At 53.8% G+C, this 12,984-nt stretch carries 12 protein-coding genes; 10 read left to right on the forward strand and 2 right to left on the reverse strand.

The window, feature by feature from the left end; translation table 11 throughout:
* The first annotated feature begins 245 nt into the window (after window positions 1-245).
* From ABKW30_RS21935 to ABKW30_RS21980, 10 genes are all read left to right on the forward strand, one after another.
* Window positions 246-722, forward strand: a complete 477-nt coding sequence (locus ABKW30_RS21935; protein WP_348601040.1) for an MFS transporter — start codon at window positions 246-248, stop codon at window positions 720-722.
* The gene (locus ABKW30_RS21940; RefSeq protein ID WP_348601041.1) at window positions 719-1,546 is read left to right on the forward strand and encodes an MFS transporter; all 828 of its coding nucleotides are present in this window, start codon (window positions 719-721) and stop codon (window positions 1,544-1,546) included. The genes ABKW30_RS21935 and ABKW30_RS21940 overlap by 4 nt, the downstream gene beginning before the upstream one ends.
* Window positions 1,547-1,737: 191 nt before the next feature.
* Window positions 1,738-2,742 (forward strand): LLM class flavin-dependent oxidoreductase, encoded by a 1,005-nt coding sequence (locus ABKW30_RS21945; protein WP_348601042.1) that lies wholly within the window; start codon window positions 1,738-1,740, stop codon window positions 2,740-2,742.
* A 15-nt stretch (window positions 2,743-2,757) separates the two neighbouring features.
* Window positions 2,758-4,113, forward strand: a complete 1,356-nt coding sequence (locus ABKW30_RS21950) for an LLM class flavin-dependent oxidoreductase (protein WP_348601043.1) — start codon at window positions 2,758-2,760, stop codon at window positions 4,111-4,113.
* A gap of 1 nt (window position 4,114) precedes the next feature.
* Window positions 4,115-5,296: a M20 aminoacylase family protein gene (locus ABKW30_RS21955; RefSeq protein ID WP_348601044.1), complete on the forward strand. Its 1,182-nt coding sequence runs from the start codon at window positions 4,115-4,117 to the stop codon at window positions 5,294-5,296.
* A 24-nt stretch (window positions 5,297-5,320) separates the two neighbouring features.
* Window positions 5,321-5,866, forward strand: a complete 546-nt coding sequence (locus ABKW30_RS21960) for a GNAT family N-acetyltransferase (protein ID WP_348601046.1) — start codon at window positions 5,321-5,323, stop codon at window positions 5,864-5,866.
* A 229-nt stretch (window positions 5,867-6,095) separates the two neighbouring features.
* Window positions 6,096-7,910, forward strand: a complete 1,815-nt coding sequence (locus ABKW30_RS21965) for an amino acid ABC transporter permease/ATP-binding protein (RefSeq protein WP_348601047.1) — start codon at window positions 6,096-6,098, stop codon at window positions 7,908-7,910.
* 48 nt (window positions 7,911-7,958) lie between these two features.
* A complete protein-coding gene (locus tag ABKW30_RS21970; protein ID WP_348601118.1) occupies window positions 7,959-8,858 on the forward strand; it encodes an ABC transporter substrate-binding protein in 900 nt (299 codons plus the stop codon).
* Window positions 8,859-8,877: 19 nt separating this feature from the next.
* Entirely contained in the window at window positions 8,878-9,939 is a 1,062-nt protein-coding gene (locus ABKW30_RS21975) for an LLM class flavin-dependent oxidoreductase (protein ID WP_348601048.1), read from the forward strand.
* Complete coding sequence (locus ABKW30_RS21980) at window positions 9,936-10,871, forward strand: ABC transporter substrate-binding protein (RefSeq protein WP_348601049.1); 936 nt, start codon at window positions 9,936-9,938, stop codon at window positions 10,869-10,871. Before ABKW30_RS21975 ends, ABKW30_RS21980 begins: the two co-directional genes overlap by 4 nt.
* A 177-nt stretch (window positions 10,872-11,048) precedes the next feature.
* Here the strand turns inward: ABKW30_RS21980 and ABKW30_RS21985 are convergent, their stop codons facing one another.
* Window positions 11,049-12,188 carry a Gfo/Idh/MocA family oxidoreductase gene (locus ABKW30_RS21985; RefSeq protein ID WP_348601050.1) on the reverse strand — a complete coding sequence of 380 codons (1,140 nt, stop codon included), beginning with the start codon at window positions 12,186-12,188 and terminating at the stop codon, window positions 11,049-11,051.
* Window positions 12,189-12,218: 30 nt separating this feature from the next.
* The gene (locus ABKW30_RS21990; RefSeq protein WP_348601119.1) at window positions 12,219-12,965 is read right to left on the reverse strand and encodes a sugar phosphate isomerase/epimerase; all 747 of its coding nucleotides are present in this window, start codon (window positions 12,963-12,965) and stop codon (window positions 12,219-12,221) included.
* Window positions 12,966-12,984: the final 19 nt, after the last annotated feature.

Consider the following 12,984-nt stretch of genomic DNA (forward strand, 5'->3'; position numbering starts at 1 on the left):
CGCGTTGGGTCTTTTTTATTTGCGCATTTGTCTTTCATCTTTTCGAAGGCTCGAAAGTGATACTAAGCGTACGCAAACTCTGATAACTCAGAGAGTGGGCACCCATTTTAGAAAACGTAACGTTTTCAGGGACTGGTATTCTGTCCCACTTTTTTCTAAGGCATTGAATACAAACAGTTCACGGTGAACCTTGCGGGCTGAGCCGGAACTTCGATTGAAGAGAAACCCACCTGAAAGGATACATCATGCAGCAGGCTCATAAAGTGCCGGTGCGTAATCTCGCAGCCGCTGTTATCGGCAATGCGCTCGAATGGTATGACTTTCTCGTCTTCGCTTTTATGACGCCCATTATCGCACAGTTGTTCTTCCCTGTTGATCCCTCCGCATCCAGCAGTGACCTCAATGCCATCCTTATGACCACCGCCATTTTCGGCGTCGGGTTTCTGATGCGTCCAGTGGGTGGAATTGTCCTTGGCCTTTATGGTGACAGGCATGGGCGCAAGGCCGCCATGGTGTTGATCACGTCACTCATGGCAGTCTCGATGGCGATCATTACCTTCGCTCCGACCTATCAGGCCGCGGGAATTCTGGCTCCATTGCTGATCCTGATTGCCCGTCTTGTGCAAGGCTTCTCGGCCGGCGGTGAATTTGGCACCGCGACCGCGCTGCTCATCGAGATGGCGCCCGTGAAAAGCGCGGCTTTTACGGCTCCTGGCAGATGACTGGCCAGATGATCGGGCTATTGATCGGTGCCGCCGCCGGCACGTTGATGACAGTCTATTTTACGCAGGAACAGATCGAGGCGTGGGCCTGGCGCATCCCCTTTTTCGTCGGCCTCGTCATCATTCCTGTCGCCGTCTATATCCGTCAGCGCCTCGACGAGACAGAAGTATTCCGCAACGCCAAAAGGGAAGAGGCCGCCAAAGGCACGCACATCGGCATCGGTGAATTGCTGGCCAACTCATGGCGCGAAACCGTCCTGGGTATCGGCCTTGTCGCTGCCGCCACGGTTACCGTCTATATCACATTCACCTATCTGGTAACCTTTGCGACCAAGATCCTTCAACTGCCGCTTCAGGAGACCTTTGAGGTGCAGATGCTTGGTGCATTCTGGGTCGTTGTCCTGACACCCTTGATGGGCATTCTCTCCGACAAGATCGGTCGCAGCAAACTGCTGATCACTTCGCTGGCGGTTTATCTCGTCATACTGTTTCCGCTTTATTCGTGGCTTACCGCTGCTCCTACAATAGAAAGGCTTGTGGTCGTTCAACTGGCGACGGGGCTCTGTGCGGCAGCATTCTTTGCTGTATTCAGTACCGTCATGGCAGTGCTTTTCCCGACACGGGTGAGATCTCTGGGCCTGTCAATCTCGTATAATGTTGCGGTGATGCTGATTGGCGGATTTGCGCAATTCATTGTGACCTGGCTGATACAGCAAACCGGGTCCCCCATGGCCCCGACCTATTATGTCATGTTCGGAGTAGCGCTGGGCCTTATTGCTGCAGTGATTCTTGGCAAACGCGCCGATAGCGACGAGCATTTCTGACATGGACCGCCAATCATTTCTTTAGATGTCAGTAGCGACCCCGTCAGGATAGTTATTTCTGTAGTACGCCTGATTTTTAGCAAGCTGTTCTTTGACGGTTCGACTGTTAAAGGAAAATCTGGGTTCCTCTGAAACCGGGTAGCCCTCTGTCTATGGAAGGCCGCCCTATGCAATGGAGGCCATTCCTCAAAATGGGCTATGCACTCAGTCTGCTTGATAAAAGTCCGGTTTTTAACAGCGAGCCAGCCAGTGCTGCCTTGAAGCGTACTGTCGCTTTAGCCAAACAGGCTGAAGAGTGGGGGTTTCGCCGTTTCTGGGTGGCAGAACACCATGACACACCGGATGTAGCCAGCTCTTCTCCGGAAGTGCTGATCGCCTTTATTGCTGCACACACCGCCCGTATCCGTGTCGGCTCCGGCGGTGTCATGTTGCAACATTATAGCCCCTACAAGGTCGCCGAGAATTTCAATGTCCTGGCAAACCTTGCGCCGGGCCGTATAGACCTTGGTGTCGGAAAGGCTCCCGGAGGCCTGCCGTTTTCGACCCAGGCCCTGCAAGGTCTGGTAGCGCGCACGGAAAAACAGGACTTTGCGGCGCAGCTCGCACAACTGAGCGCTTTCCTTGATGAAGGTTTGCCGGAGGGCACGCCATTGGCAAGCGTGAGGGCCACGCCGCTTCCGTCAACCACTGCCGAGCGCTTTCTGCTTGGAGCAAGCCCCGACAGTGCAGCGCTGGCGGCCAGGCAGGGTTGGGAATTCGTCTTTGCCAGCCATTTGAACGGCGATGAAGAAGTCTTGAAACAGACCCTGGATATCTATGCTGAAAAAGCGCAAGGGCGAAAACCGCTGCTGGCAGTCGGTGTTGTTGCGGCAGAAACGGATAGCGAAGCGGAACGTCTCGTCGGCGATATCCAGCATTTCAAAGTGCATGTGGAAGGCGGCCAAAGCGTAACAGTCGGGAGTGTCGAGCAAGCAGAAGAGTACGCGCGACAAGCCGGCGCGAGCAATTATCGCATCGAGAAGAAAACGCCAAATGTCATTCGCGGCTCTGCGCGTAAAGTAATTGCAGAGCTCGATCGCCTGCACGAACGCTTCGGCATTGGCGAATTTATCATCGATACGCCGATCCGTGATGCGGCCAGGCGCCTTTCGTCAATACAACTTCTCGCACAAGCACAATATGCACTTGCTGCATGATCGTGGAGAAATGCAATGAGTAAAAAGCCAATCCATTTCGGCATCATGCTGCAAGGCCCCGGCGGCCATATGAATTCCTGGAAACATCCGAGTTCACCGCCAGACGCAAGCGTGAATTTCCCGTTCTATCTTGAACAGGCGCGCAAGGCTGAAAGTGCTGGCATTGCCTTTGCGTTCATCGCCGATGGTCTTTACATCAACGAGAAATCCATCCCGCATTTTCTCAATCGCTTCGAGCCCATTGCCATCCTTTCGGCGCTGGCAGCGACCACATCGAAGCTGGGCCTCGTCGGCACATTGTCAACGTCCTACAGCGACCCGTTTACGGTGGCACGGCAGTTCGGCTCGATTGACAAACTCAGCAATGGCCGTGCCGGCTGGAACGCTGTAACCTCTCCGCTTGAGGGATCTGGCAAGAATTACGGGCGAGACCACCCCGACCACGCTCTGCGCTATGAAATAGCCGAAGAACATCTTGATGTGGTGAAAGGGCTTTGGGATTCCTGGGACGACGATGCGTTTACGCGCGACAGGGCAAGCGGGCAGTTTTTCGACCCTGCCAAATTGCACAAACTGAACCATCATGGCCGCTTCTTCAATTCAGAAGGTCCGTTGAACATCGGACGCTCACAGCAAGGGCAACCCGTCGTCTTTCAGGCGGGTGCTTCCGACGATGGTATCAAACTGGCCGGAAAGCATGCCGATGGTGTTTTCACAAATCTCGTGCCTATTGAAGATGCACAGGTTCTTTACCGGCAACTGAAGGAAAGTGCCGTTGCGAACGGCCGCAAGCGCGATGAAATTCTCATTTTCCCGGGCATTGCTCCAATCGTCGGTTCTACCGAAGAGGAAGCCGAGGCCAAGTATCGGGAAATCCGCGACCTCGTGACGATAGATGAAGCGCTGGCCTATCTTGGCCGCTTCTTCGATCACCACGATTTCAGTGCTTATCCACTCGACGAGCCATTTCCGGAACTTGGCGATATCGGCAAGAACAATTTCCGCTCGACTACTGACCGGATAAAGCGTGACGCCAGGGCAAAAGCACAGACCCTTCGTGAGGTAGCGCTTGAAGTTACCACTCCACGTAACGGCTTCACAGGAACCCCTGAAAAGGTGGCCGACGAACTGATCCGCTGGATAGAGAACGATGCTGCCGATGGCTTTATTCTGGGTTTCCAGATTCTTGCTGCCGGACTTGATGATTTTGCCCGCGAAGTCCTGCCGATCCTCGAGGCTCGAGGCTACCATCGTTCAAGCCTGCCGGGTAACACCTTGCGTGACCATCTCGGCTTGCCGTTCCGCGAAAGTCGTTATGCCCATCAAACTACCAACGTAACGAAAAGCACAGCCGTGAAGGAAAACGCCTAGAATGGCCTTGACGCCCGATAAAGCTCACGAGGCACTGGAGTATTCGCTTGATGAAGCAATCGCGTTGCGCCATGACCTTCATCGTCACCCGGAGCTTGCCTATGAGGAACACCGCACGAGTGATCTGGTGGCTGGCAAGCTCCGGGCCTGGGGCTATGACGTCACAACCGGGATCGGCGGCACCGGTGTTGTCGGCAAATTGCAAAATGGCAACGGGCCGAAAACCATAGGCATACGCGCGGATATGGACGCGTTGCCAATCGAGGAAGCAACCGGCCTGCCATATGCCAGCTCTGCCAAGGGCAAGATGCATGCCTGCGGCCATGACGGTCACACAACCATTCTTCTCCACAGCGCTCGCCATCTTGCCGAAACCCGCAATTTCTCCGGCACGTTGAATGTTATCTTTCAACCGGCCGAGGAGGGCGGTGCAGGCGCACGCCGCATGATCAAGGATGGGCTCTTTGACCGGTTCCCTTGTGATGCAGTCTTTGGACTGCACAACTGGCCGGGTGTTCCGGCAGGGCAATTCGGTTTCCTGTCCGGACCTGCCATGGCATCCGTGGATCTGGTGAAAGTCCGCATCACAGGTAAAGGCGGTCATGGAGCAAAACCGCAGGAAACGATTGATCCAGTCGTGGCCAGCGCATCATTTATCCTTGCGCTGCAGAGCATCGTTTCGCGCAACATCGATCCGCTTGACGCAGCCGTCGTCACTGTAGGCACCATTCATGCCGGGATAGCGCCAAATGTCATTCCGGACAGCGTCGAGCTCGAATTGACCGTACGAACCTTCCGCGCTGAAGTGCGCGAGACGATCAAGGAACGCATCACGGCACTGGCGAAATCTCAGGCCGAGAGCTATGGCGCGTCTGCCCAGGTGGATTATCCGCGCGGCTATCCCGTTCTCGTCAATCATCCCGCCGAGACAGATTTCGCACGGCAGACAGCAGTCACCCACTTTGGGACGGATCGGATAGAAAGCAACTTTCGCCCGATTTCTGCAAGCGAAGACTTTGCCTTTATGCTGGAGGCGCGACCCGGCAGCTATCTCTTTATCGGCAACGGCGACAGTGCACCGCTGCATAGCCCGCATTACAATTTCAATGACGACATCATCGTCCCGGCTTCCCGTTACTGGGTCAAGCTGACTGAAGATTACCTCAGCAAGTATCCATCCTGAATTGCGAAAGGACGCGAACCAGCCATGACTGACGTGTTTGTTTATACCACACCTGACGACGAGCGCTCACAGCCGCTTATCGAAGCCCTCATTGAGGAATATGAGGGCCGCTACGGCGACTATTTCGGCGAGCCTGCACGCAACGAACTCAGCCGCTATCCAGCATCATATTTCGCACAACCTGATGGTGCCTTTCTCTTGCTCTTGCGCGATGGACAAACCATCGGAGGGGGTGCCTTCAAGCGTTATGATGAGCGTACCGCCGAGTTAAAGCGCATCTGGACTCATGCCGATCTGCGCAAGCAGGGCCTGGCTCGCAAGGTCGTTTATGAACTCGAGGCGCAAGCGTCGCGCCAAGGCTATTCCCGTATCTACCTCACCACCGGGTTCAGGCAACCGGAAGCAACACAGCTTTATCTGAGATCCGGCTATACCGCACTGTTTGACATCAATGTCGATCCGGAGATCTACGGTCATCTGGCCTTCGAGAAAGACATCAGTTATCTGGCGGCGACTGATGGGTTGCCCGTAGCCGGCAAGGTTTCCAAAACCGCGACGCAAGCTGCTTGAAAATGGAATTTCGGAAGCCATCCCGCGCCGATCGCGATCGTGGGATTTCATACTCAAGAAGTGGCAAACTTTGCAACAATGCTTCCCATTAGCCATCTCATACGCAGCATCCATCTTTGACTGCGCTCTTTAAAAACTACTAAATCAGTCCAGTAAAAACGTCCAACTGGAATATTATTTCCATTATGGATTTCTTGGCGGAAGTGGTTTTTAAGAGGAACAGAACCCAATGGCGATCGTGACAGACTATTCGAGCGCTCATTCCTTGAAGGTAACACCGAATTCCGGTGAAGATTACACTCATTACAGAATCGTCAAGGCGAAATATCCAACCCGTTTCTTTGGAACACTTTTTGCAGCTTTCGTAATCATCGCGATGCTGCAATCAATATTGACAAATTCAAAATGGGGATGGGATGTTTTCGCCGAGTGGTTCTTCGCCGAACCGGTGCTTGCGGGTCTGGCCCGAACATTGCTTCTCACGGCATTGGCATCTGTACTCGGCTTTGCTCTTGGTACTGCACTGGCATTGGCGCGTGTCTCAAAGTCACCGCTGCTGTCCGGCCTTTCCTGGGCATATATCTGGCTTTTGCGATCCATTCCTCTCATCGTGCTGCTGCTGATCCTCAACAATCTCGGTTATCTCTACGAGACGGTGCGAATTGGTGTTCCTTATACGGATATCAACTTTGCCGAATACCCTATGGTCTCAATCTTGAGTCCGTTTGCCGCCGCACTGATCGGGCTCAGCCTTAATCAGGCGGCGTTCTCGTCGGAAATCATTCGGGGTGGCATTCTTTCCGTCGATCAGGGGCAGCTTGAGGCCGCTGCGGCTCTTGGCCTTTCGCGGCGTCGTCAAGCTTTCCGCATCGTGCTCCCGCAAGCGATGCGCACAATCCTGCCTACAGGTTTCAACGAGATCATCGGCTTGGCGAAAGGCACGTCCATGGTCTACGTCCTGGCACTGCCGGAGCTGTTCTATACAGTACAGGTTATCTACCGCCGCAATCTTGAGGTTGTGCCGCTGCTGATGGTTGCGACCGTCTGGTATCTGATCATCATGACGGTCCTCTCGATAGCGCAGTACTATATCGAGCGGCATTTTTCCAAAGGTGCGCTGCGCAATGCACCGGCGCCTTTGTTCGGTCCCTTGCTACGTCGGCTTTTCGGTGCACCGATCCTCGCGCGCCCTGCATTCCCGACAGTTTCCGCCGCAAGCGCTTTCAATGGAACATCGGTTCCAAAAAGGGACGCTTCGAGAGCTTCGTTCACACAGTGGCGCGCGCCCGGAGCGATCAGAATACATGGCGTGTCCAAAATTTTCGGTCAGCTGAAAGTACTCGACAATGTCCGGCTGGACATCAAGGCAGGAAGTGTGACCGCCATTCTCGGACCTTCCGGCTCCGGCAAATCCACGCTGCTGCGCACAATCAATCACCTTGAGCGTGTGGACGATGGCTTCATTACAGTGGATGACGAACTCGTAGGCTATCGCAAGAGCGGAAGAACGCTCTATGAGCTCAAGGAAAAGGACATTCTGAAGCGCCGCGCCGATATTGGCATGGTGTTCCAAAGCTTCAATCTGTTTCCGCATCTTACTGTGCTTGAAAACATCATTGAAGCACCGGTGTCGCTCAATCGCCTGAGCCGGCCAGAAGCAATCAATCTCGCACGCGAACTGCTTGTTCGCGTTGGCCTCAGCGAAAAGATCAATGCCTATCCAAGGCAATTGTCTGGCGGCCAGCAGCAGCGCGTTGCCATTGCCCGAGCGCTGGCCCTTCGTCCCAAAGTGCTGCTGTTTGACGAGCCGACATCGGCGCTTGATCCCGAACTTGTTGGCGAGGTTCTCGATGTGATCAAGGAACTGGCTCGCTCAGGAACGACCTTGATCATTGTAACACATGAAATCGGTTTTGCCCGCGAAGTTGCAGACACGGTAATCTTTATGGACGAGGGGAAAATCGTTGAAACCGGAGCACCCGATCAGGTGCTCAACCGGCCGGCAAATCCGCGAACAGCCGAATTTCTCGCAAAAGTTCTCTAATCAGGGATTTCCGATATGAAGCAAAACTTCAGCTTTCTGCCCCACGCCATGTTGCCAGCTTTCATCGTTGCCATCGGGCTATCTACCAGCGCGGGGGCACTTGATCTCAGCCCTGAACAACCGGGCCGGTTACGAACCGAAAAGAGTGAAAAGGTCGTTGCGACGATACCCGCCTCCTTCAAGTTCGTTGAGGACGGCATCTTCACAGTGGGCATTGCGGTGGATAATCCGCCATTAGCCACCTACGCAACCGACGCGAAAACCGTTGTTGGCTACGATCCGGACATTGCTCTTTTGGTTGCCGACACGCTTGGCAAAAAGCTTGAGCTGGTTCCGGTTGCATGGGCCGATTGGCCTCTTGGCCTGCAATCAGGCAAGTTCGATGCCGTAATCTCAAATGTAGGCGTGACCGAGCAACGGAAGGAGAAATTCGACTTCTCCACCTATCGGCAGGGTCTGCATGGTTTCTACGTCAAATCCGATAGCCCCATAACGTCCATCAAAGAACCGAAGGATATCGCTGGCCTCAGGATCATCACGAGTTCGGGCACGATTCAAGAGAAGATTCTTCTCGAGTGGGACAAGCAGAACGTCGCGAAGGAACTAAAGCCTTCAGCCTTGCAATATTACGATGATGAAGCTGTCAGCGCGCTTGCCATCCAGTCTGGCCGGGCTGACGCGGAATTCAATCCAAACGCGACGCAAGCCTATCGCGCCGCGAGTGAAGGCAAGATCAAGCTCGTGGGTACGGTCAATGCTGGCTGGCCATTGATTGCCGATGTTGCCATCACGACACGCAAAGGAAGCGGAATAGCCGAAAGCCTGACTGCAGCCATCAATGAGCTGATCGACAATGGAAAATATGCGCAGCTACTGGAGCGCTGGCAATTGACACCCGAAGCACTGGAACGATCACGCACAAATCCTCCCGGCCTGCCGAAAATCTGAACCTCATCGGGAGTGCGTCATGTCAAATATCGCAATCAATCATATCGGCTTCCTTACACCGGGAAACTACGACGACCATAATCCTTATCCGGGTTTGGAGAACACGCTGAAACTTCTCGAGTTCGGCGAAGAGTTGGCTTTCGACAGCGCGTGGGTGCGCCAGCGCCATCTTGAGCACGGGATTTCCTCGGCAGGTGTGTTCCTCGCGGCGGCAAGCCAGCGCACACAGCGAATTCAGATTGGAACGGCGGTTATACAGATCGGATATGAGAGTCCATATCGGCTGGCCGAAGACCTTTCAACAGTTGATGTCCTTTCACGCGGGCGCCTCAATATTGGCGTGAGTGCTGGCGCTCCCGCCCATGCAAATCTGCTTGGGCCCTTGGTATTTGATGGCGACTGGAAAGACTATGATCTATCGCACGAGCGGGTAAAACGCTTCGCAAATCATTTGCGCGGAGAGTTTCTCGGCCCAGCGGATACATATATCGCGACACCTTTCGGGCGTCAGCGGCCGCGACTCCAACCCTATGCAAAGGGTCTGATTGATCGGCTTTGGTATGGCGGAGGATCACTGCGCTCCAGCAGCTGGGCGGGCCAGAATGGCTTCAATCTCATGCTGAGCAATGTGGTGGCGGGGGAGGGAACGGATAACTTCTTCGAAGCCCAATCACGCCAGCTGGATCGTTTTAGAACCGGCGCGATACATCCCCGCCAGCAACGTGTTTCCCTTGGTCGGGTCATTGTTCCTACGGACAGCGCCGACACCAAAACAAGAGAGAAATATAGGGGCTATGCCGCTGGCCGCTATGAGAGAACCCTGACGCCCCAAGGCGAACGGCAGACGCTCTTCCCGCAAGATCTGGTCGGAACTTCGGAACAGATCCTGGAACACCTTTTCAAAGACCCGGTGCTCGCCGGGGTCCAAGAACTGCGCCTTGAATTACCATACGAATTCAAAGTGCATGAGTATGAGCAAATTCTTTCCGACTTCGTTACGCGCATCGCGCCGGAGCTTGGCTGGAAAAACACATCCAACAGCAATCATTATTCAACGCACCTACAAAGGGGTCAGGCATGATACGGAGAACGGGGTTTTCAGCTGCATTTGCAGGAATATTTCTAACTGCATTGGTGGGAGCAGGGCATGCGGCCGATGGCGGATTCGATCTGAGTCCGGAACAGAAGGACAGGATAAGAGCCGAAAAAAGCGCGCCTGCTATTGAGGCAGTGTCGAAGAGTTTCAAATTTATTGATGATGGAAAGCTGACGATAGGTCTGGCGCCGGGCAATCCTCCGCTCAGCACTTATGCAACTGATGCAAAGACCGTTGTTGGATATGATGTGGATCTTGCGCAACTGGTTGCAGACAGTCTTGGGCGCGAACTGGTTCTTGTGCCCGTGGCTTGGGCCGATTGGCCACTTGGTCTTCAATCCGGAAAGTTCGACGCAGTTATTTCCAACGTGACGGTGACGGAACAACGTAAGGAGAAGTTCGATTTCTCCACCTACCGTAAGGACGAACTCGGCTTCTACGTCAAAGCCTCCGGCTCCATCAGTTCCATTAAAGAGCCGAAGGACATCGCGGGTCTGAAAGTCATCACCGATCCGGGCACCAATCAGGAGAAGATCCTCTTGGCCTGGGATAAGCAAAATGTTGAGAATGGTCTGAAGCCAATTGAGGTTCAGTATTATGATGACGAGGCTGTAAAATATCTCGCGGTTGAATCAGGAAGGGCCGATGCGGTATTCAGCGTAAATGCAACACAGGCCTACAAGGCAAAGGTCAATGGTAAGACCGAGCTTGTCGGCACTGTGAGCGGTGGCTGGCCAATTACCGCTGAAGTTGCTGTGACAACCCGCAAGGGAAGCGGGGCTGCTGAGGGCATCACGCAGGCCCTGAACGACCTGATTACCAATGGCAAATACAAGCAAGTTCTTGATCGCTGGAACCTCGGTTCAGAAGCCATCGACAAAGCGGCAACAAATCCGCCCGGACTTCCCAATAGCTGATCTTGTTGCAACCGAGCTTCATCGGCTTGGACGGCCGTTAACGATCTTGCGGAAGTGGCCCCGCAGTCCTGTGACCGGGCAGTATTGGTAACAGTCACGGGCTATTCATAAAATCATGATCGGGCGACCAACATAAGTGGTGCCCGACCATGACCGCAATCGCTTGGGAGCGATGGTTTATCTCTTTTTCAACAGTGATTGTGCTTGCCTGATGCCAAGTGCTTCAGGTCGGGAGCAACTTGTTTTGATGTCGATAAATTTCTTTTCTTCACCCGAACGGAGGATCGAAACCATGACGTCAACACCATGTAATGCCCGTTCGAGAGAACAACGAATGTCCCTGTCTTCAAGGATTGCAACGGCCATGTCGGCAAGCCCGGCAGTCCGGTAGTTTGCCATCATTCCTTGAGTGTGTTTTTGGTTTGGTGTGCCCAATGGATGAGCCCAGGCTTTAACTGGCTTGGCCTTCTTCCCGGGCTTTGCAAGTCTTACCTCACCACCAAAGAAGTTTGGGTCGGGGAGGAACAAAGAACCGACAGTACCATAAAGCTCCATATTGGGGTGATTATGCGCCCAGACGTCCCAACTCGCAGATAGCGTAATTGATGCGCCATTTTCAAATTCAAGCAGTGCCTGAATTGTCGTTGGCGTCGTCACGCTGATCTTCTCGCCAGCGCGTGGCGCGCTGGAAATTGTTCTGGTGGGGCTTGCCATCGACGTAAGCGCAGCCACACGCCGAACCGGTCCGATAAGATTTACGAGATTGGCGATATAATAGGGTCCCAGATCAAGGATCGGTCCACCGCCGGGACGGAAGAAAAAGTCCGGATTTGGATGCCAATGCTCCATTCCATGGCTCATTACGTGTGCCGTTCCTGACGTAACAGTGCCGACTTGACCGTCATCTATCAGTTTGCGGGCAAGTTGGTGTGCACCTCCGAGAAAGGTGTCGGGAGCGCATCCGGCTCTCAGCTTTTTCCTGGCAGCGAGTTTCTGAAGTTCCAGACCGTCTTTTAGTGAAAGTGTCAGCGGCTTTTCTGAATAAAGGTGCTTGCCCGCCGACAGGATCTGTTTGGATACGTCAAAGTGTGCGTCCGGGATGGTAAGGTTTACAACCAGATCGATATCGTCGCTGGAGAGTAATGCATCAATGCTCCTTGCCTCTACACCAAACTCGGCAGCGCGAGCGGTTGCCGTCGTATTGTTTATATCGGCAACGGCCCTAACCTCGATGCCTTTGAACAGTGGTGACAGTCCAAGATAGGTTGCGGAGATATTGCCAGAGCCGATAATGCCGACCCCTAATGTCTTGGTCATAGTATTGGTCTTTCTTCCTGATGCCGGGATTTAGAATGCTCTGACTGCCTCAATAGATCTGCGGGCAAACCGTTCATCATCTGCGGGCCTGTCATGTTCCATGATCAGATAGCTAACGGGTGTTGTCTTCAACGCATTCAGCAATGCCTGCCAGTCAACAGTCCCTTGCCCGACGTCAGCCCAGCCATCTTCGTTGGCATTTTCGCCGGATGGCGCGATGTCTTTAATGTGAACGGCACCGATGCGGGCCCCGTAGTTCTTGATCCATTCGAAGGGGTCGCCGCCACCGCGAATGATCCAAGCGATATCCGCCTCCCAGAAAATGCTTGGTGCAGCATCGAAGATCAGTTTTTGCGGAATGGAGCCATCGGGTAGTGCTACAAACTCAAAATCGTGATTGTGCCAGCCAAAAGTAAAGCCCGCTTTGCTATAGACCTTGTATGCAGCTTCCAGCCGCTGGCCAAATGCCGTCCAACCGGCAGCATCAGCAGGTCGCTGGTCTGCAGCCAAATGCGGGCAGTATATGGCTTTGATACCAAGCGTTCCTGCGATGTCGATCACCTTTTGTGGGTCGCTTTCAAGCAGATCAATGCTGAAATGTCCCGAAGGCATCGTGAGGCCGTTCGCGTCCAACGCCGACTTGGTAGCTTCTACGTCCGTGTAAACTCCGCCGTAGCCCTCTACTTGCGCGTATCCATGGCGCTTCAACATTTCCAACGTCTTCTCAAGCGGAGGAAATTCACGGGAGCTGTAGAGCTGATAGGAAAATTCTGTCATCATATTCTCCGTAATTCAT

The organism is Phyllobacterium sp. SB3 (assembly GCF_040009165.1).
GTDB lineage: Bacteria > Pseudomonadota > Alphaproteobacteria > Rhizobiales > Rhizobiaceae > Phyllobacterium.